Source organism: Paenibacillus sp. FSL R5-0914 (assembly GCF_038004525.1).
GTDB lineage: Bacteria > Bacillota > Bacilli > Paenibacillales > Paenibacillaceae > Paenibacillus_AQ.
In genome coordinates, this window is record NZ_JBBORH010000002.1 from 404,343 (window position 1) to 424,747 (window position 20,405).

Annotated in this window: 19 protein-coding genes; 13 read left to right on the forward strand and 6 right to left on the reverse strand. The window is 42.6% G+C overall.

What is annotated here, in order from left to right; genetic code table 11:
* The first annotated feature begins 20 nt into the window (after positions 1-20).
* Complete coding sequence (locus tag MKX60_RS17905; protein WP_076282853.1) at positions 21-752, forward strand: class I SAM-dependent methyltransferase; 732 nt, start codon at positions 21-23, stop codon at positions 750-752.
* 208 nt (positions 753-960) lie between these two features.
* Here MKX60_RS17905 and MKX60_RS17910 read toward each other — a convergent pair whose 3' ends face one another.
* On the reverse strand, positions 961-1,779 hold the full coding sequence (locus MKX60_RS17910) for an AraC family transcriptional regulator (protein WP_042187534.1): 819 nt from the start codon (positions 1,777-1,779) through the stop codon (positions 961-963).
* 320 nt (positions 1,780-2,099) lie between these two features.
* Here MKX60_RS17910 and MKX60_RS17915 point away from each other — a divergent pair, with 320 nt between their 5' ends.
* From MKX60_RS17915 to MKX60_RS17935, 5 genes are all read left to right on the forward strand, one after another.
* Positions 2,100-2,873 carry a sugar phosphate isomerase/epimerase family protein gene (locus MKX60_RS17915; protein WP_076282852.1) on the forward strand — a complete coding sequence of 258 codons (774 nt, stop codon included), beginning with the start codon at positions 2,100-2,102 and terminating at the stop codon, positions 2,871-2,873.
* A complete protein-coding gene (locus MKX60_RS17920) occupies positions 2,866-3,963 on the forward strand; it encodes a Gfo/Idh/MocA family protein (RefSeq protein ID WP_341060581.1) in 1,098 nt (365 codons plus the stop codon). Before MKX60_RS17915 ends, MKX60_RS17920 begins: the two co-directional genes overlap by 8 nt.
* 22 nt (positions 3,964-3,985) lie before the next feature.
* Positions 3,986-5,062, forward strand: a complete 1,077-nt coding sequence (locus MKX60_RS17925) for a Gfo/Idh/MocA family protein (RefSeq protein ID WP_042187540.1) — start codon at positions 3,986-3,988, stop codon at positions 5,060-5,062.
* 26 nt (positions 5,063-5,088) lie between these two features.
* Positions 5,089-6,057, forward strand: coding sequence for a sugar phosphate isomerase/epimerase family protein (locus MKX60_RS17930; protein WP_042187542.1), 969 nt, complete (start codon positions 5,089-5,091; stop codon positions 6,055-6,057).
* A 97-nt stretch (positions 6,058-6,154) separates the two neighbouring features.
* Positions 6,155-6,412 (forward strand): DUF2164 domain-containing protein, encoded by a 258-nt coding sequence (locus MKX60_RS17935; protein WP_341060583.1) that lies wholly within the window; start codon positions 6,155-6,157, stop codon positions 6,410-6,412.
* Positions 6,413-6,432: 20 nt separating this feature from the next.
* Here MKX60_RS17935 and fabV read toward each other — a convergent pair whose 3' ends face one another.
* Entirely contained in the window at positions 6,433-7,623 is a 1,191-nt protein-coding gene (gene fabV, locus MKX60_RS17940) for an enoyl-ACP reductase FabV (protein WP_341054236.1), read from the reverse strand.
* A 129-nt stretch (positions 7,624-7,752) separates the two neighbouring features.
* Here fabV and MKX60_RS17945 point away from each other — a divergent pair, with 129 nt between their 5' ends.
* The 3 genes from MKX60_RS17945 (at position 7,753) to MKX60_RS17955 (ending at position 11,946) form a co-directional block, all read left to right on the forward strand.
* Complete coding sequence (locus MKX60_RS17945; protein WP_341060585.1) at positions 7,753-8,715, forward strand: phosphotransferase family protein; 963 nt, start codon at positions 7,753-7,755, stop codon at positions 8,713-8,715.
* A gap of 507 nt (positions 8,716-9,222) precedes the next feature.
* Positions 9,223-10,290 carry an ABC transporter ATP-binding protein gene (locus MKX60_RS17950; RefSeq protein WP_076282847.1) on the forward strand — a complete coding sequence of 356 codons (1,068 nt, stop codon included), beginning with the start codon at positions 9,223-9,225 and terminating at the stop codon, positions 10,288-10,290.
* A 189-nt stretch (positions 10,291-10,479) separates the two neighbouring features.
* Positions 10,480-11,946, forward strand: a complete 1,467-nt coding sequence (locus MKX60_RS17955) for a glycoside hydrolase family 43 protein (RefSeq protein WP_076282846.1) — start codon at positions 10,480-10,482, stop codon at positions 11,944-11,946.
* 87 nt (positions 11,947-12,033) lie between these two features.
* Here the strand turns inward: MKX60_RS17955 and fabF are convergent, their stop codons facing one another.
* Entirely contained in the window at positions 12,034-13,272 is a 1,239-nt protein-coding gene (gene fabF / locus MKX60_RS17960) for a beta-ketoacyl-ACP synthase II (protein WP_042187551.1), read from the reverse strand.
* A 122-nt stretch (positions 13,273-13,394) separates the two neighbouring features.
* On the opposite strand from fabF, the gene MKX60_RS17965 reads away from it, so the two are divergent.
* On the forward strand, positions 13,395-14,243 hold the full coding sequence (locus tag MKX60_RS17965) for a helix-turn-helix transcriptional regulator (protein ID WP_076282845.1): 849 nt from the start codon (positions 13,395-13,397) through the stop codon (positions 14,241-14,243).
* 106 nt (positions 14,244-14,349) lie between these two features.
* Here the strand turns inward: MKX60_RS17965 and MKX60_RS17970 are convergent, their stop codons facing one another.
* Positions 14,350-15,519 carry an MFS transporter gene (locus MKX60_RS17970; protein WP_042187555.1) on the reverse strand — a complete coding sequence of 390 codons (1,170 nt, stop codon included), beginning with the start codon at positions 15,517-15,519 and terminating at the stop codon, positions 14,350-14,352.
* Between the two features lie 186 nt (positions 15,520-15,705).
* Here MKX60_RS17970 and MKX60_RS17975 point away from each other — a divergent pair, with 186 nt between their 5' ends.
* Positions 15,706-16,122 carry a hypothetical protein gene (locus MKX60_RS17975; RefSeq protein WP_076282844.1) on the forward strand — a complete coding sequence of 139 codons (417 nt, stop codon included), beginning with the start codon at positions 15,706-15,708 and terminating at the stop codon, positions 16,120-16,122.
* A 158-nt stretch (positions 16,123-16,280) separates the two neighbouring features.
* Positions 16,281-17,045, forward strand: a complete 765-nt coding sequence (locus tag MKX60_RS17980) for an exodeoxyribonuclease III (RefSeq protein ID WP_076283362.1) — start codon at positions 16,281-16,283, stop codon at positions 17,043-17,045.
* Between the two features lie 66 nt (positions 17,046-17,111).
* Here the strand turns inward: MKX60_RS17980 and MKX60_RS17985 are convergent, their stop codons facing one another.
* Both MKX60_RS17985 and MKX60_RS17990 read right to left on the reverse strand, forming a co-directional pair.
* Positions 17,112-18,554 carry a serine hydrolase domain-containing protein gene (locus MKX60_RS17985; protein WP_076282843.1) on the reverse strand — a complete coding sequence of 481 codons (1,443 nt, stop codon included), beginning with the start codon at positions 18,552-18,554 and terminating at the stop codon, positions 17,112-17,114.
* Between the two features lie 86 nt (positions 18,555-18,640).
* Positions 18,641-19,777 (reverse strand): VanZ family protein, encoded by a 1,137-nt coding sequence (locus tag MKX60_RS17990; RefSeq protein WP_076282842.1) that lies wholly within the window; start codon positions 19,775-19,777, stop codon positions 18,641-18,643.
* A 149-nt stretch (positions 19,778-19,926) separates the two neighbouring features.
* Here MKX60_RS17990 and MKX60_RS17995 point away from each other — a divergent pair, with 149 nt between their 5' ends.
* A complete protein-coding gene (locus MKX60_RS17995) occupies positions 19,927-20,274 on the forward strand; it encodes a hypothetical protein (RefSeq protein WP_076282841.1) in 348 nt (115 codons plus the stop codon).
* Positions 20,275-20,405: the final 131 nt, after the last annotated feature.

The following is a 20,405-nucleotide window of genomic DNA, read 5'->3' on the forward strand; positions in this document are numbered from 1 at the left end:
GGATAGGAGATATATAACTGATGAAACAAAATAAATACGACGATACGAATTTCTTCTCAGCCTATAAACAAATGCCTCGTTCCATTGGTGGGCTTGAAGCAGCTGGAGAATGGCATGTATTACAACCTCTGATCCCAGACTTACATAATAAAAGTGTTCTTGATTTAGGCTGCGGATTTGGCTGGCATTGTCTATATGCACGCGAGCAGCAGGCAAGCTCAGTCGTTGGCGTAGATATCTCTGAAAAAATGCTTCAAGAAGCGCGTGAAAAAACAGACGATCCAGCTATTTCTTATATCCAGATGCCGATTGAGGATATTGAATTTGCGAGCGAACAATTTGATGTGGTCATCAGTTCATTGGCCTTGCATTATGTAAAGTCTTTTGAAGCTATCTGTCGCAAGGTTCATACTTACCTTAAGCCAGGCGGCAGCTTTATATTTTCAGTGGAGCATCCCATCTTTACTTCTCGAAATGAACAGGATTGGTATGTGGATGACCAAGGCAATCGTCTTCATTGGCCTGTAGATCATTATCAGTCTGAGGGATTGCGTGAAACGACCTTCTTAACAGAAAATGTGATTAAATATCATCGTACAATTTCAACCTACTTCAATGACTTGATTGGAGCCGGGTTTGCTATCAAAGCAGTTAAGGAGCCTAAGCCTTCTGATGAAATGAGCGATGATCCGTGGATGAAGGACGAGGATCGCAGACCGATGTTCCTGATTATTTCAGCTGAAAAAGAATAATCATCTCATTAACATGACTATTGTTTGAATATAGAAGCGAGGGTTATCCTCGTAGTAGTTTATCTACTACAGGGACAGCCCTATTTTCAAAATATAAGAAAGTTTACGTTTCACACAATACATTATCCATATATTTCTCGCAAAAACGCTTACCGTCCTTTAGGGACGCTGTAGGCGTTTTTGCTTGTTGATGCAATTCACCTCTATATTATACTTGAGTTCTGCTGTGTACACGGTACTGTCTAGGGGACATGCCGAAACGACTTCGGAATACACGGTGAAAATAAGTATAGTTCGCGAAACCGCAGGTTTCTGCTACTTGCTCCAGCGGCATCGGGCTGAAGGTTATTCGTTCTCTTGCCATCTCTAGCCGGACATCATTTACATATTTGATAATACTGGTCCCGAAGGCCTCCTTAAATAAATGAACGGCACGGGAGACGGAAATATCTACATGTGCGGCAACATCCTCCAACAGAAAAGGTAAGGTAGCATGCTCCTCAACATATTGCTTCATTCGGTAAGCTAGATAGCCTTTAGGCGTAATCGCTGGCTGATCTGTAATGAGTCTGTCGATTTCCATACACAGGATTTGCAGATAACAGGCAGATATCGCTGGTGAGAAATCGGAAAGACGTCTGTGCTCAAGAATCAGCTGACGAAATAAGCCGAGGAAATTCTCACTCAGTGGCACACTTAAGAGTGAGGGTCTCTGAGCACGTTCCCACCATTCAACAATCCAAGTTCCTTCACAAAAAATATGATAATCTCCGCTTTCAATCCGCGGCTTACCTACAGGATACTCTTCCTTATCAATGATTAAATAGTAAGGATCATTAGGAGCAAACAGCATGATATCGCCGCTCTCCACTGGAGTCATCACACCGTCGATCATTGCTCGGCTTCGGCCCTCTGTTTGCAGACGAATTAAATAGTTCTGATTTCCATGGCTATGTGACATATGAAAAGGTTTGCGGTGAAAGGAAAATCCAGCAGATAAAACGTGACAGGTAGTTGATTGATTCATGTGTCCTCCTTGATGTCTAGAAATGATAATCAGATTGTTCATGTTTTAATCATATTATTCATTTTATTATATACGCTTTCATATTACTATGTACCTAAGCAATAAAGAAAGAAATCGACCATCCATGCTATACGGAGTCGATATTAGCTATGCAAACAAGGATGGCAGTTGAAGGAAACTAATGGGAATCAGATTAGTCAATTCTGCAACAGCATTATTGTTCAAGTGATTGCTGCTGTTGATCTCTTTGGGGACGAGCAGCAGAAAGAAGTTTAAATGAATTAGTAAGCTAACCCTAAACCCATTGGAGTGATTAGAAAATGCTGAAGATAGGTCTGCAATTGTACACGCTTAGAGAAGAATTGGAACAGGATTTTGAAGGAACACTGCGTAAGGTAGCAGCCCTTGGATATAAAGGCGTAGAGTTTTTTCACTATTTCGGCCGCACTGCAGCAGAAGTTAAACAATTGCTAAATGAGCTTGGACTGGTTGCGCTCGGCGCACATCGTCCATATGACGCATTGTTGAATGATACAGAAGCAGAGATCTCTTACAATCTTGAGATTGGAAATCCAAATTTGATTGTTCCTTATTTGTCAGAAGAACAACGTAACTATGAAGAGGTTGCCGCGAATCTGAAGGTAATTGGAGAAAAGTGCAAAGCGGGCGGAGCAGTTCTTCTGTATCACAATCATGATTTCGAGTTAACAGATAAATATGGTGATAGTGACCGTACTGCTTTTGATGGATTGTTTGAAGAGGTGCCGGCTGACCTGTTGCAAGTGGAAATGGATACTTGCTGGGTACATCATGCAGGCTATGATCCAGTTGAATATATCAATAAATACGCAGGTCGACTGCCGATCATCCATCTAAAGGATTTGAAGAAAAAAGAAGACGGCTCTCCGGAAACTGTTGTACTAGGTGAAGGTGAAGTGAACCTTACTGCAATTTTAAATGCAGCTGTACAGGCAAATGTGGAGTGGGCGGTAGTAGAGCAGGATTTCTGTAGTCGTTCACCATTAGAAAGTGTAGAAGATAGTTTGAAATGGGTAAAAGCATACGCAAATCAAGGAGGAAAAGTTAATGTCTAATAAGTTGAGAATTGCTATTGTAGGTTGCGGTGGTATCGCAAATGGGAAACATATGCCAAGTTTGTCACGTCAGAAGGATGCTGAAATGGTAGCTTTCTGCGATATCATAGAAGAGCGTGCACAGAAAGCCGCTCAGACTTATGGCGCTGAAGGCGCTGCTGTTTATACAGATTACACTGAGCTTTTGAAAGCTGGCGGATTTGATATTGTTCATGTATGTACACCAAATGACAGTCACTCCGTGATTACTATTGCTGCATTGGAAGCAGGTAACCATGTAATGTGCGAGAAACCAATGGCTAAAACCACTGCCCAAGCACAAGAAATGTTGGATGCTGCGAAGCGTACGGGGATGAAGTTGTCTGTCGCTTACCAGAACCGTTATCGTTCGGATAGTGAATACCTTAAAGCACTCTGCGAAAACGGCGAACTAGGTGATATCTATTATGCAAAAGCAATTGCCCTTCGTCGTCGTGCGGTTCCTACTTGGGGCGTGTTCCTGGATGAAGAAAAGCAAGGCGGCGGCCCACTGATCGATATCGGTACGCATGCACTTGATCTTACTTTATGGATGATGGATAATTATAAACCACGCAGTGTTATGGGCTCGTCTTTCCATAAGCTGAGTAACCGAAAGAACGCTGGAAATGCCTTTGGTCCTTGGGATCCTGAGCAATTTAAGGTAGAAGATTCAGCTTTTGGATTTATTACCATGGAAAATGGTGCTACAATTGTACTTGAATCTAGCTGGGCACTAAATGTATCTGAGTATCGAGAAGCTCAGACGCTTCTTGCAGGTACAGAAGGTGGTGCAGATATGAAGGATGGTCTGCGCCTAAACGGTGACCGTGGTGGACGTCTGTATGAGACCAAAGTAGACTTGTCTGCTGGTGGAGTAGCGTTCTTTGATGGTGGACAGGAAAATGAATCTGATCGTGAAGCTCGCTTGTGGCTTGAGGCGGTTAGAGAAGACAAGGAACCTGTAGTTAAACCTGAGCAGGCCTTCGTTGTTACTCAAATCTTGGAAGCTATTTATGAATCTTCACGTACAGGTCGCGCTGTGTATTTTGACGGCACATCAGATAATTAATAGGGAAGTAGGAGTGGAAGTCATGAGCTCAAAGATACATTCCGTAGTCATCGTTGGCTTTGGTGGAATGGGAAGTTATCACGCGAAATTAATTAAGGAGACTAACTCCCTAGAAGTGGTAGGGACATACGACTTGCTTGAAGCACGTCGTGCGGACTCCATCAATGCTGGTTACAAGGTATATGAAAGTTATGAAGAAGTATTAGCAGATCCTGCAGTTGAGATTGTTCTTATTGCGACACCAAACGATGTACACAAAGAAATCGCTATACGTGCGCTACAAGCTGGCAAACATGTTATTTGTGAGAAGCCAGTCGCTATGTCCAAGGAAGAGCTTCAAGATATGCTGGATGCTGCGGATGCAGCAGGACGTGTATTCATGGTACATCAGAACAGACGTTGGGATGAGGATTTCTTAACCATCAAAAAAATGTATGATCAAGAGACCATCGGTTCTTTGTTCCAGCTTGAATCTCGCGTACACGGAGCGAATGGTATTCCAGGAGACTGGCGCCATGTCAAGGCACAAGGTGGAGGAATGCTGCTAGATTGGGGCGTTCATTTATTAGATCAGCTCTTATTTATGATCGATAGCAAAGTCATCAGTGTGAGCAGCAGTCTGAGCTTTATTCTAGGCAATGATGTAGATGATGGCTTTGAGGCCATCCTGCAATTTGAGAATGGAATTAAAGCTATCGTTGAGGTTGGGACAACTAACTTTATTACGCTGCCTAGATGGTATGTGAAGGGTATTGAAGGAACGGGTATTATCGAAGATTGGTCTTTAACTGGACGTTTAGTAACCAGAAACAATGAAGGTGAAAAGATCGAGCCTAAGCCTATACGTGCTGGTGTTGGATTAACTAAAACTATGGCGCCTCCTTCAGAAGGGGCTACGATTACAGAAGCTTTACCTCAACCTGCGGAGCTAGGCTCTAGCTTCTATGACAATTTCGCAGCCGTTATTGAGGGAACAGCTGAGCCGATCGTTAAGAATGCCGAAGTAATGCGTGTTCAGAATTTGATTGAAGCTATTTTTGAATCTGCTGAGAAGAATCAAGTAGTAAAAGACTTCGATATGTATGGTGAAGGTAAGTAAACTATTTGCAAAAGAGGTGACTTACAATGAAACTTGGAGTATTTATGGTCTTGTTTGGGGGTCGCAAGCTGGAGGATGCTCTTGATTATGTAGCGTCCAAAGGACTAAAGGCGGTAGAGATTGGTACAGGAGGGAATCCTGGTAACAGCCATTGTGATCCTAAGATGCTTCTCGAGAATGAGACAGCATTGAAAGAATTCAAACATGCTGTGGAATCCCGTGGATTGACGATCAGTGCATTGAGCTGTCACGGAAATCCCCTACACCCACAAAAAGAGCTTGCCCAGAAGGATCATGAGGACTTTGTGAACTCGGTCAAATTGGCGCAGAAGCTAGGAGTTCCAGTCGTTAATACGTTCTCTGGCTGTCCAGGTGATCATGAGGGTGCCAAGTATCCGAACTGGCCGGTAGCTCCATGGCCAAATGATTATCAAGAAATTCTGGATTGGCAATGGGAAAATAAAGTGATTCCTTACTGGACTGAATGGGGAGCCTTTGCCGCAGAGCATGATGTGAAGGTTGGTCTTGAGCTGCACGGCGGATTCTCCGTTCACACACCTGCTACTCTACTGCGGTTGAGAGAAGCTGCGGGTGAAGTAATTGGAGCTAACCTTGATCCGAGCCATATGTGGTGGCAAGGAATTGATCCGGTGCAGGCAATTCATATTTTAGGCCGTCAAGGCGCAATCCATCACTTCCACGCTAAAGATACAGTTATTGATCCAGTCAATGTCAATATGCATGGCTTAACTGATATGCAATCCTATACCAAAATGCTTGACCGTGCATGGCAGTTCCGTTCGGTTGGCTTTGGACATGATCTTAAGACTTGGGCTGATATTATGAGCGCTCTTCGTTTGGTAGGATATGATTATGTGGTCAGTATTGAGCATGAAGATGGATTGATGTCTGTGGAAGAAGGCTTCTCCAAAGCTGTAAGTAATCTTCAACAAGTATTGATTGAGGAGCCACTAGCAGAAATGTGGTGGGTTTAGATTAAAGGGTATAGATATAAGAAATGACGTGCGCAAGCACGTCATTTTTCCTGTATTAATAATCTGAATTTTAAACCATACAAATTGGAGGACGATCATGCAGCCGATAAAAATACAGAGAGAACACAAACTACAAATTACATCCAGCATTCAGGATTATTTTGAAACGGAGCTGTCTAGCGAAATTGGCCAATTAGCAAGTGAGAATCTTCTTGATTTTATGCTCAAAGAACTCTCACCTTATATTTATAATCAGGCACTGGCAGATGCCCGTAAAGTGATTGAGCAAAAGATGATTTCCATTGAAGAAGATTTGTATGCACTTGAGCAACCACTAACATCTGCTAGAAGATAGTCCGCAACATAATGTATTGTTTACCGCTGATTGGTAATCGTTACGTCTGGATCAGTCTCAGCTTCATAATCTACACCCTCAGTCTCAAATCCGAATAACTGGAAAAACTCCTGTTTGTAGCTTTCTAGATCTGTCAATTCATAGATATTGTCTGTCGTGAGTTTATCCCAGATTTGAGTTACTTGATCCTGTACATCCGGGGACATCTCCCAGTCATCGATTCGGATACGCCCTTCTTCGTCCACAGAAGTCCCTTCGATCGCATAAAGACGTTCTGCAAACAACCGATAGGTTTGCTCAATACAACCCTCATGAAGTCCTTTCTCTTTCATGACTTTGTATAGCGCAGAAGTGTACAGGGGGACGACAGGAATTGCTGAGCTAGACTGTGTGACCAGTCCTTTCGTAACTGCTACATAGGCTCGACCGTCTATACTAGATAGTTCATCGTTAAGAGTGTGTGCTGTTAATTCTAGATGATCTTTTGCGCGTCCAATCGTTCCCTTACGATATACAGACTGGGTAATCTCCGGCCCGATATATGAGAATGCGATGGTGGTGGCATGATCGGCCAAAGCTCCGGCTTGATGAAGAGCTTCAATCCAAAGCTGCCAATCGTCACCACCCATCACTCGAATGGTATCATCGATTTCTTTGTCTGTAGCAGGCTCAATAGAAATTTGACTAACTTCACCCGTATGAAAGTTTACGGTTTTATTCGTGTAGGTATCTCCTATAGGTTTAATTACGGAGTTATAAACTTCACCCGTCACAGGATCTGTTCGACGGGCTGAAGCAACGCTGTAGATGACTAGATCAACTTGTCCCAATTCACTGCGAATCAGCTGTATGGTTCTATCCTTAGTTTCTTTGGAGAAGGCATCACCGGTTACGCTGTAGGATTGAAGACCTGCTTTCTCTGCAAGTTCCTCAAAGGCTGCTGAATTGTACCATCCAGCAGAGGCTGTACGGGCTCCGTTGCTGCTGCTCTGGCGGTAGACGCCTACTGTGCTGGCTCCAGCCCCAAAGGCGGCTGTAATCCGTGAGGCGAGGCCATATCCTGTAGAGGCGCCAATGACAAGCACCTTGCGTGGTCCTTTGATCTCGGGTTGTGTCTGGATATATTCGATTTGCCGCTCTACTTGACGAGCGCAACCTTGCGGATGTGCGGTAGTACAGATAAAGCCGCGTGTTCTAGGTTTAATAATCATGTTAATCGTTTCCTCTCTTTCATGAAAAGCAGGCTAATGAGACTCGTTTGTTCTAATTTTAACAATTTTCAATCAAATGGAGAAGGATTGTTTATCCTTTGATACTTATTTCATTATGGTGGTGAGATCTTGGAGAGCTTTACTAAAACAAAATTAACGACAGAGCAACAGAATGATTTGGTAGGTGCTACTTTTGGAAGCCATGTGAGCATTCAGCGAAGTACTGAACTGACAGGTGGTTATTTTAACGCAGCATATGACCTTTTATTATCAAATGGAAGAGACATGATTCTTAAGATAGCACCGTCAGCTGAAGCAGATACCCTTAGTTACGAGCATGATATTATGTCTGTAGAGGTTGCGGCGATGCGACTGATGAAGTCAAAAGGGACAGTACCTGTGCCTGAGGTATACGCTTATGATAACAGTAAAGAAATGATTTCAAGTGAGTTTTTTTTCATGGAGAAAATAGTTGGCCAGCCCTATAATGAAATTAAGGAAGCGCTAAGCTCGCAGCAGAGAATAAGTATTGAGGAAGAGTTAGGTCGTTATTCCCGTTTAATTAATGAAATTTCTGGTGAGCGTTTCGGATTATTTAGTGCGTCCACACCAGTAAAAGGAACTTCATGGCGGGAAACTTTTAAGCATTTGATAATGAATCTGCTTGAAGATGCACGTCGTTTAAAGGTAGAAATGCCCATTCCGTTAGAAACTGTTGAGGCAGAGATCAAAAGTCACTTACATGTTATGGACGCAGTCGTTGAGCCTCGTCTAATACATTGGGATTTATGGGATGGTAATGTGTTTGTGCGAGAGGGCCGCATTGTTGCATTGATTGATTGGGAACGGGCACTTTGGGGCGATCCACTTATGGAATATTATTTTCGCTATATTGAGAATTCAGAGCATTTCTGCAGAGGTTACGGGTATAGCTTCGACAGCCCAAACGAACATGCCCGTAAAAAACTCTACGACTTATATATCGACTTAATTTACTTCATCGAGTGTTATTCGCGTAAGTACGATAGCCAAGGTCACCTTGAGTGGGCGCATGATAATCTGCTTGAGGGCTGGAAGCGGTTCATGAATTAACACATTTTTGACACAACTACAACATGAAAGATAGGGAGACTGAGCAACAGTAGGGGAGAATTCTTATATTTGAACGGCTGAGTGTACATATTGATACCGTAAGTTTGCTGTAGCCGCTGTCGATACTACGTTTGTTTCATGATCATTTATGCACAAATAGCATTGCTTACTGATGTACATGACCATGTAACTTTTGCTTTGGTTGTATTATTCGTGTATATTTTGATAGTGGGCTTTAGAATCATGGCAGTATTCCTTCCATACCATTTATTGTATTTAGCAGTACCTAGTAGTTCTTCCTTATTCTCTATTTGCGTATTTTAAAGAGGAGCTATCGCAACTATTGAGCACGCAATAATTAGATCTAGTACTAAAGTGTGAGGTTAGCCGTATTTTTTTCAGAAAAATCTTGACTAGAACCCTTAAAACTAGATAAAATAATACTTATTGCTTACAACATGCTGAGAATCATTATCATAATTGACGAGGAAATGAGAGGGTGACAAGATGGAGCGCCTTTTAGAGGTAAAAGACTTAGCGATATCATTCAAAACACACGGCGGAGAGGTACAAGCGATCCGTGGTGTTAGCTTCCATGTAGATAAAGGTGAAACTCTAGCGATTGTTGGGGAGTCAGGTTCGGGTAAAAGTGTAACCTCACAAGCGGTTATGAAGCTAGTTCCTACACCACCAGGAGAATATAAACGCGGACAGATTCTATTCGATGGACAAGATTTGATTGGCAAGACAGAGAAGCAGATGCAGAAGATCCGCGGTAAAGAGATCGGTATGATCTTCCAAGATCCGATGACCTCTCTGAACCCAATGATGAAGGTCGGCAGACAAATTACTGAAGTGCTGCTTAAACATGAGAACATCTCTAAGGCTGATGCGAATAAACGTGGGATTGAGCTTCTCAATCTTGTAGGTATTCCTTCTCCAGAACGTCGCTTCAATCAATATCCACATGAATTCAGTGGTGGTATGCGTCAACGTGTTGTTATTGCAATGGCACTTGCTGCGAACCCTAAGCTTCTGATTGCGGATGAGCCGACTACTGCGCTCGACGTAACCATCCAAGCACAAATCCTTGATTTGATGAAGGAATTGCAGAAGAAGATTGATACGGCTATTATTTTTATCACCCATGATCTCGGGGTTGTAGCAAGAATGGCAGATCGTGTAGCTGTAATGTATGCTGGACAAATTGTTGAAATGGGAACAGCGGAAGAGATCTTCTACGATCCAAGACACCCATACACTTGGGGCTTGCTAGCTTCCATGCCAAGTCTAGAGAGCAAAGGATCTTTGCTAACAGCAATTCCTGGTACTCCTCCAGATTTGATCAAACCGCCTAAGGGCGATGCTTTCGCACTACGTTCCACTTACGCTATGCAAATCGATATGGAGAAAGAGCCTCCAATGTATAAGGTTTCGGATACCCATATGGTGAAGTCTTGGCTAATGCATCCGATGGCTCCTCAGGTGGAACCGCCGGCAGTTGTTAAGAACAGACAACGTGTGCTTAAGAATGCTTATCCAGAGCCAGTTTTGGTACAAGAAGGCGCTAATTAAACAGATTATTTTACGAAAAATATAAAAGGAAACGTCAGGCCATTTCGATGGCTTGGCGTTTTTTTTATGTGTATGAATGTTCACTATTATTTAAATAAATATGAATTAATACGAACTTAATTAAATAAAAGGATTGACTATTGTTCGTTTTCGTTTCAAAATGAAAAGGCATACATAGGGGGTATAACGATGAGAAAAGCAATTATGACTACAATGATCAGCGTTTCATTATTAGCAGTAACCGCGTGCAATGCCAATTCAGCTAGTTCCAGCAACACAAATAACGTAGCTGACTCTGCGCAGCCTGTCTTCAAAAATGTATCTGTACATGATCCGTCGATCATTATGACAGATAACAAATACTATGTGTTCGGCTCTCATTTAGCATCTGCTAAATCAAATAATCTGATGTCTTGGACTCAGCTGTCCTCTGGGGTGGTGGAAGGAAACGTTCTCATTCCTAATGTCAAAGAGGAGTTTGCTGAAGCATTAAAATGGGCACAGACGGATACCTTATGGGCACCCGATGTTATCCAATTGGCGGATGGCAAATACTATATGTATTACAATGCTTGTAAAGGGGATTCCCCGTTGTCTGCACTCGGCATAGCTGTGTCGGACAATATTGAGGGACCTTATAAGAATAAAGGAATCATTCTGAAGTCAGGTATGATGGGCAAGGGTGATGATGGAGAAATATATGATGCCACTCAAAAGCCGAATGTAGTAGATCCGGATGTGTTCTTTGATAAAGAAGGGAAGCTGTGGATGGTCTATGGCTCTTACTCCGGTGGTATTTTTATTATGGAACTAGATGCTAATACAGGCTTCCCGCTGCCAGATCAAGGTTATGGCAAAAAGCTTCTGGGTGCGAACCATGCTCGGATAGAAGCTCCATATATGCTGTACAGTCCGGAAACGGATTACTACTATCTGTTCCTATCCTACGGTGGTTTGGCTGCAGACGGTGGATATAACATCCGTGTAGCTCGTTCAAAGGCGCCTGATGGACCTTTCGAAGATTCTGAGGGTCAAGATATGATTAATGCACAAGGATCGCCATCCATATTGTTCGATGATCCAGCATATGCTCCTTATGGAGTGAAGCTAATGGGGAATTTCGAATTCTTGAATACAGATGACGAGCTGCCAGTGAGTGGAGAAGGATATGTATCACCAGGTCATAACTCAGCGTTTTATGATGAAGAGAATGGCAAGTATTATCTGATCTTCCATACACGGTTCCCGAATCGTGGAGAAAAGCATGAGGTAAGAGTTCATCAGATGTTTATGAACAGTGAGGGTTGGCCGGTTGTAGCCCCGCACCGCTATGGCGGAGAGAGCATAGAGAAATACACAAAAGAGCAAATTTCAGGCGAATATAAATATGTTAACCATAACAAAGACATTACGGCTGATATCGTGCAGTCGGAGCTGATTGAATTCACTAAAAGCGGTAAGATTAAAGGAGCAGTAAAAGGGAAATGGAAGCTTATTGATGATCATACTGCTGAGCTTACCATTGACGGTTCTACTTATAATGGGGTGTTCCTGAAAGAGTGGAATGAAGCAACAGCTAGAAACGTTATGACGTTTACTGCGGTTTCCAAGGAAGGTATCTCTATCTGGGGGAGCCACGTATCAAAGATGGAATAATAGATTTTTTTGAAATTGGCAGTAGAAACGGGGTTCCAATTAGTCCTGAAAATGACTAAGCTGGAACCCCGTTTTATGGATGAGTGGTCAATCTTCAAACTTTCGAATCACAATGACAGCATTATGCCCACCGAAACCAAAGGAATTAGACATGCCTATAGTAAGATCAGATTTTCGCGCAATGTTCGGGACATAATCCAGATCACAGATGGAATCTTTGACCTCCTGATTAATGGTAGGGGGGATGATACCTTCTTGAATGCTCTTAATTAGGGCAATGGCTTCTAGGCCACCGGCCGCCCCTAAGGCGTGTCCAGTCATGGACTTATTAGCGGTTACGGGAATCTGGTAGGCTTGATCACCGAATAACTTCTTTATCGCAAGGGTCTCGGAGCGGTCACCTACTACTGTACTCGTGGCATGAGCACTAATTACATCCACCTCTTCGGGCTGGAGATTAGCTTCATTCAGTGCCAGCTTCATCGCTTGATAAGCACCAATTCCTTCTGGATGGGTGGCGACCATATGATAGGCATCAGAGCTGGCACCATAACCGATAACCTCTCCATGAATCTTGGCGTTTCTACGCTGCGCATGAGAAAGTGATTCCAGAATAACTATTCCGCCACCTTCACCGATAACAAATCCGTCACGTTCCCCGTCAAAAGGCCGACTCGCCTTAATCGGCTCCTCATTTCGAGTGGATAAGGAGGTGGCATTGCCGAAACTGGCTAAAGAGATTTCAGTAATGGCTGCTTCTGATCCACCAGCAATTACGATGTCGGCACCTCCATAACGGATCAACCGGAAGGCTTCACCGATTGCCGTATTTCCAATAGAGCAGGCAGTTACTGGAGACATTGTAGGACCTAAAGCTCCTAATTTAATGCTGATCATCGCCGCAGCCATATTAGAGATCATCATGGGAATTAAAGTGGGGCTGACCCGATCTGGTCCGCGGCCCTTTAGCACATTCCCTTGTTCCATCAAGGTTTGAATTCCACCAACGCCTGATCCTACATAAACCCCGAGACGTTCCTTGTCAATCTTATCAAGCTGTAGACCGGAATGTGTCCAGGCATCTTCAGCGGCTGCCAGGGCGAACTGACTAAATCTATCCATTCTGCGTGCTTCTTTACGGCCAAATCTGGCCTCCGCATCGAAATCATGCACGACTCCCGCGATCTTTGTCTTAAAGTTAGAGGTATCAAATGAAGTGATTGGGGAAATACCCGACTCACCAGAAACTAGACGATCCCAGAATTGTTCTATTGTATTTCCAAGGGGCGAGATTAAGCCCATACCTGTAATAACTACGCGTTCCATAATGAACCTCCTCAAGAAGTGTATATAGGTATTTTTCCACTTATTTTATCCTATTACAAGTTATCGTTTATCATAGTATAATTTGTACTATACTAAAGAATGTAACAGAGAGGAGAGGAAGCGTGGCTAATCAGACGAGATTGCAGGCATTATCAGATTTCTTAAAAGCACGCCGTGCTGCGATCTCACCCAGCTCTGTTGGACTGCCAGAAGGCACACGTAGGAGAACGCCTGGACTTCGCAGGGAAGAGGTTGCACAGTTAGCGGGGGTAAGCAGTACCTGGTATACGTGGCTAGAACAGGGCAGGGCTATTAAAGTATCTTCGTCTGTTCTGGACTGTATTGCGACTGCCCTAAAGCTAACTAATGATGAGCGGAAATATCTTTTTGCACTAGCACTAGAGACTGGAACAGGGAACGTTCTATTTCTGCAAGAGGAATCCTCAGTAATTAGTCCTTCTCTACAGAAAATTTTACAGGAGCTTAAGACTTGTCCTACGATTATTTCAGACCGACGTTGCGGGATTGTAGGTTGGAATGAGGCTGCAGCACATGTGTTTCTAGATTTCTCTAAGTTGCCCATCGAGGAGAGAAACATGATTCGTTTGTTATTTGTTCGTAAGGAGTTCAGACGTTTAGCTGTAAATTGGGAACAATTCGTAAGTGGTTATCTATCCATCTTCAGAGCTTATTACGGACAATATGTAGAGGATCGTTGGTACGATGAATTTATTGAGGAATTAAAGGGACTGCATCCAGCGTTTAATGAAATGTGGGAACAAAGTCGTGTAAGCTCTGCTCCAGATGTGCTATTGGAATTCAGACATGCCAAAGCAGGGAAAATGTTATTTCATTTAACCTCACTACAGGTTCAAGGCAGCACAGATTTACGTTGTAGTATTTATACGCCTGCCGCGGATTCAAATACTGAAATCAAACTGAAGCAGCTTATGGAGCAGCATAAAGAATGACTTAGGTAGAAGTTCATAGAAAAGCATCTCTAGCTGAATTATCAACTAGAGTGCTGCGAACAACAGTGCATGAATTTGAAGTGTAAGACTATTGAATGCTGGAAGATTAATGAGTGGCTATATTCTTTTTATTAGCGTGTTTACTTCCATAGATTCTGTACAATATCAATCCGAACAGCATACCGATAAATGACATCACGGAAATTGTTAAATAAAGGACCTTACCTCCAAAGGCTTCATATAATGCTCCACCTGCATAAGAGGCGAGAATTCCTGATACACCGAAGAACAGTAGCGCCAACACAGTTTGACCCGTAGCACGCCATTCCACAGGTACAATACTATATAGATACTGAATAGCTGCAGAGTAGAATACCGGGAAGGTAAGGATTTGTAGAATCTGTAGATAAGCTAATAAATGCGGATCCAAAATCCAGGCCGAAATAAAGAATCGAAGAAAATAAAAGGCTCCAGAAATCGAAATAATGATTAGCTCTTTTCCTTTGCGCAGCCACCAAAAGCTTAAGGCGAACACAATAATTTCACTCATTGCGGCGATAAAGAACGATTGACCAACTAATTCAGGACTGCCACCAAGCTCGCGAATATAAACTCCAAGGAAGGTATCGTTCATTCGTGCGGGAACGGAGCTAATAAAGATGAGCACTAGAAATAGCAGTGTTTCTTTGTTGCTAAGAAAATGCTTCAGGCTGTCAAGTGTGACCGGTTTACCGGTCACAGGAGCATCTGGCATGAACCAGCTGACTACGAAGCTTGTAAGACTAATCGCGACGAACAGCAAGGCCATCCCTTGTGAACCGAAATAACTCATCACATAACCTGTGAGTAAGGCCATAACACCGTACCCTAAAGCACCGTATGTACGTATCGAACCATAACTAATTCCAGCTGCCTCAGAGATCCGGAAATTCAGGCTTTCAGCTAGCGGATCGATAGGCATTAAGAAGAAATAGAGCAGCATCGCAAAAAGAATAAGTCGCACGTAGCTGCTAGAATCGAATAAAAAGTATCCCGTCACCGCAGAGCATAACAACAGAATTAACAGCACTTTGCGGATCGTTCTTGTTTTGTCACTGATCATCCCCCATAAGGGTTGAGCAATAATGGTAACAAACCCTCCAGTACCAATAATGAATCCAATTTGCGCCGGGTTAAGACCCTGCTCCCCTAAATAGACTGGCAGAAAAGGAATAAACATAGCCAGCAACGCAAAATACAAAAAGTTAAACCCTCGTAATAGTGTTGGTGCATTCATAAGTCTCTTTACCTCACGTATTTAATGATATTTGTATAGTGTCAATTTGGTTATTGTATCACGGATGTTGAATGATTAGGATATAAATCTATGATAAAAATATACTATTCTCCCATATGATATATCCATTCAAGGTTCAGTTCATTTTCATAGAATGTTGTATAACCTTGAAAGGAAGTGTTAAGAATGGCGTCAATTATTGATTATGGTTCTACGTTTTTAACTGTTGATGGTCCAGTATTGGCGGTTGGTGTTGGTCAAGGAATAACTACTACCTCTGTATTTCTTGATCCGGCTAATCCTGCAACTTATCGTTCGAGAGTTGAGCTAAAAGCGAGTTTCGGTGTTGATAGTTTTTCATTTACAGATGATATTCGCGTAGATATTTACAGAGGTGCTACAAAAGTATACAGTAGCCCGCTCAATCGATTCTTCGAACCTGGTAACAACCTTCAGATTGTAAACGTGCTTGCTGTGGATGGTGGACTGCCGGGAACTCAAATTTATACACTGGGTGTTCTATTTGCTAATAGTAATAATGCTGGAAGTGTAATTCAAATAAAAGGCCCTATTACATTCACAGCTACAGCAATTGGTCTATAAGTTAGCTAGCGTATGAATTAACCAAAAGCTGCACCAATTCTCCGCAATGGAGAGAGGTGCGGCTTTTGCTGCTATACATATCCCGTCAGCTCACTATAGTGATATAATAACCGCAGTAATAGTATAACTAAAGCAAAATGCAAGGAGAAAAGCCGATGATAAAGCTGGTATCATGGAATGTTAATGGCCTTCGGGCATGTGTCAAAAAAGGGTTTAATGACTATTTCAAAGAAGTAGATGCGGATATCTTCTGTGTTCAAGAAACAAAGCTTCAGGAAGGGCAAATTACACTGGAGCATGGCGAAGAATACGATCAATATTGGAATTACGCAGTGAAGAAGGGCTATTCCGGTACGGCAATATTCTCTAAAATCAAGCCGATCTCTGCGAGATATGGGATGGAAGAAGATGAAGAAGCAGAAGGCCGGATCATTACATTAGAGTTCGAACATTTTTATCTGGTCAACGTCTATACGCCTAATGCCAAACGAGATCTGTCTCGATTGGCATATAGAATGGAATGGGAGGACCGTTTCCGTAATTATCTCTTAGAACTGGATAAGCGTAAACCAGTTGTTGTCTGTGGAGACCTAAATGTTGCCCATGAAGATATTGATATCAAGAATGCAAAGGCTAACCGTGGGAACTCCGGTTTTACGGATGAAGAGAGAGGGAAAATGAGTACACTGCTTGAGTCGGGCTTCATAGATACGTTCAGATATCTTCACCCGGAGCTTGAGGGAGTGTATTCATGGTGGTCTTATATGCCGAAGGTGAGAGAGCGGAATGTGGGCTGGCGAATTGATTATTTCTTAGCTTCTTCTAGACTTGCACCTAATGTAATTGATGCCCAAATTGATTGTCAGATCATGGGTAGTGATCATTGCCCAGTCATGTTGAAGCTAGCTGATTTTTCGGAATAAAAAAAGTGATATAAGGCCGCTAAGTTCCTGCATAGGACGAAGCGGCCTTTCTTTTATTAACTATACCTATTGTATTCTTCCGATTATATCATCGAATTCAAGCGGTCCCATATTCACATTAATCCGCTGCTTAAGGATAAGCATGTTCTCTAGAATATTAATATCAAGTGTAATTAAGAAAGGCATTTCAACAAATAGCAAGGACAATTTAAGTTGATCTTCTGCAGTCCAAGTAAAGCTGGACATAATCCGGTTCATGAAAGGCTCCAGGATGAGTGCAAAGCTTTCGAGCCATTGTCCTCGGCCTAATCGAATGACATTCTTTTCACCAAGTTTAGTTATTAAAGTAACTTCAGCTTCATCATTGTTGAAAGAGATAGAGATAGTAGCTAGTGAAAATTGGTTGTCATCGAGTGTATAGGTTATACCATTCAATTGATTTTCTTGAAAAGATGACCGCTGCAATTGTGGAGGGTCTATCGATAAGTTTTTTAATTGGTCTGCCAATTTGGCTGCTAATGCTTGTTCTTCCAGAAGAGGGACATCTTTCATATTGGGTAATAAATGCTCCCACACTGCATTCAAAATACCTTGAATACTATTTGAAGCGGCAGTAATAGCAATTACCGCATCCTGATCGGGAAGAACAACGCAGAGTTGTCCGAATGCGCCATCGGCGCGGTAGGCTCCGTGTTGGCATCTCCAGAATTGATAACCATATCCGAGCGCCCAGTCATGATCGCCTTCGCCATTGGAAATGTGTTTGGAAGTTGCCTCATTAATCCACTGTTCAGGCAGGATTCGTTGATTATTCCAGATCCCTTTTTGTAAGTAAAGCTGGCCGAATTTAGCGATATCCTCTGTGGTAATGCTTAAGCCAAATCCCCCCGTGTTAATTCCACGTGGACAAGACTGCCAAGTTGCTCCGTGAATACCGAGCGGAGCGAACAGACGCGGTTCTAGATATTCTAGCAGTGTTTGGCCAGTAACTCGTTGAAGGATCGCGGACAGCATGTAAGAGGCGCCGGTATTATATAGGAAATGTGTACCTGGTTGTTTCTCCACTGGGACTGAGAAGAAAGCTTTAACCCAATTCCCGTCTGCACTTTTATGAAGTGTGTCCATAGTATCCACGACATGCCCGGTACCCATGATCAATAGATGTCTGATTGTCATGTTGGATAGATTGTCAGTGATAGTCGCAGGAGCCTCTTCAGGGAAGAAGGAGATGACTGAATTGTCGAGTGTGATTAGCTTTTCTGTGACCGCAATCCCGATTGCCGTTGAGGTGAAGCTTTTGCTAAGGGAAAATAGCATATGTGGAAGATCGGACTTATAAGGAGACCACCAGCCTTCAGAGACCACATACCCATGCCTAAGGAGCATGAAGCTATGCAGACCTAAGCTTTGCGTCTCTACTGCATCAATAAAGCTGGATATTGCGGCTGATGATATGCCCTGCTCTTCTGGAAGACTTCTAGACAACTGCAAGCTACTTGTAGTTTCCATTCATTCATCTCCTAAATTTTGAGAATCCTTGCCTTCCTATTTTATAATAAATTCCATTGTATAAATACTATATAAAATGAAGATTTTTAATCCTCTAAAGAGCTGCTGTTGGAGGCATCGGTATGCAATCTTTTCTCAGGCCATGAAATAACATGCGAGGTTCGGCTTAATTTCTCATAGATTAGCTGGTCATCTTTTTTGAATACCTTAATGATTAAATGAATAAAGAAAACTAAATCGACCAGTAGAACAATGAGGTAAGCGACCGTTCTCAATGGTGAAGATAGAAGCCCTGTCACATCAGAATCGATAACAAGCGCGTGAAGTCCAAGTAATATCCAATATAGCAGACCATATCGGATCATAAGCGCCCAGAAAGAAGCTCGATTACCTTTGCTCGTCACCCGAATACGTACAATCCATTTGCCTAAGGTCCGCCCACCAGTGAAAGCTGGAATCAGGATGAAGTAAATCCCTGTTACAATCCAGAAAGCACTTTTTATATCGAATCCATAAAGTACACCAAACCCGATGATCCACACCATACTATCGATGAAAAAAGCAATCCCTCTGCGGGTATAGGAGACTCTTTTGGCAGAACGGTCGATATTCGTATCCAGTTGTTCTATTTGTGGCAGTAACCCGTTTATCCAGATAGCAATTCGGAAACCAAAGATCCCTCCCAGCGTGTTGGTAATAAGATCATCGACATCAAATAGACGGTAGGGATGATCAAAAAAGCCGTAGATGCCTGTAACCTGTGTGACCTCAAAAGATAACGAAAGTATGAAAGACAAGAGAATACACATTCCCCAGCGCGTTCGAAAATAGTAACCCAGAAACAATCCAAACGGCACGGTCAAAGCGATGTTAAATATCACCTGTAAAAAAGCAGGCTCACGCAGTAACGACCAATACGTTGAAATCTGATCAGGTATGATCTTAGAGCCATCTATAATATCTTGTATGAATTGAAGAGGGACGAGCTGCATCATACTTCCCGAAGGCGCCATATTATGTCTTGAGGATGGCATCGGAAGCAAAACGAGAAAATAAGCGTTCATCAGATAAAGCAGCAGTAAGTATAGGATTAAAGCTCTAAGCTTATGGATGTAGCCGTGTCTACGGTATTGAACGATTAGAAAAGGGAGTGTGAAGATCAATGCCGCTATAGGAAACATCATAAAGGCATAAGAAATTGGGAAAAAGTAAGAATGAAACATAAGTCACCTGCCGAATCATTGTTTTTTGAGGAATAAGTAGTCTGCTGCAAACTAGCGTTCCCGGCTCATTATAAAATTTTATGATAGGGAACTCAACTTATTTATTTAGCGCTTCCGGCATACATATGTCTATAGAGGAGCGTGAAGTGATGGAGAAAAAGGTACAGCAGTATTATCGACTGAAGCAAAAGCAAAAGGAAATTGAAAAAGAATTGGCAGAGCTTCGGCAGGATATTCTTAGCTATTGTAGTGAGCAGGGGGCCACCGAGACTGAGATTGGAAGCTACAAAGTGAAGCTAGTGATGCAAAATCGCAAAGAATATGATGATCTCAAGTTATATGAAACCTTATCAGACCCTGAAGTGTGGCGTATGCTTTCCAAATCAGATCCCGCGAAGATAGCAAGTTTGACCAAGCTTAACGTAATCTCTGAGGACAAGATAATGCATACCTATTCTTTAAAGACGGTAACGTTACTGCAAGTGGATAAAAAATAAGGATTTACGTGAGCGGTTCCTTTCATGGGGGCCGCTTTATTATATCGAATCGCAACTCTTAGCATTTTGCGTTAAAATAAGAAGTGAAGCTGACCGTCTGCTGTTATGGAGCTCCGGTGCTTTGGTGCGAC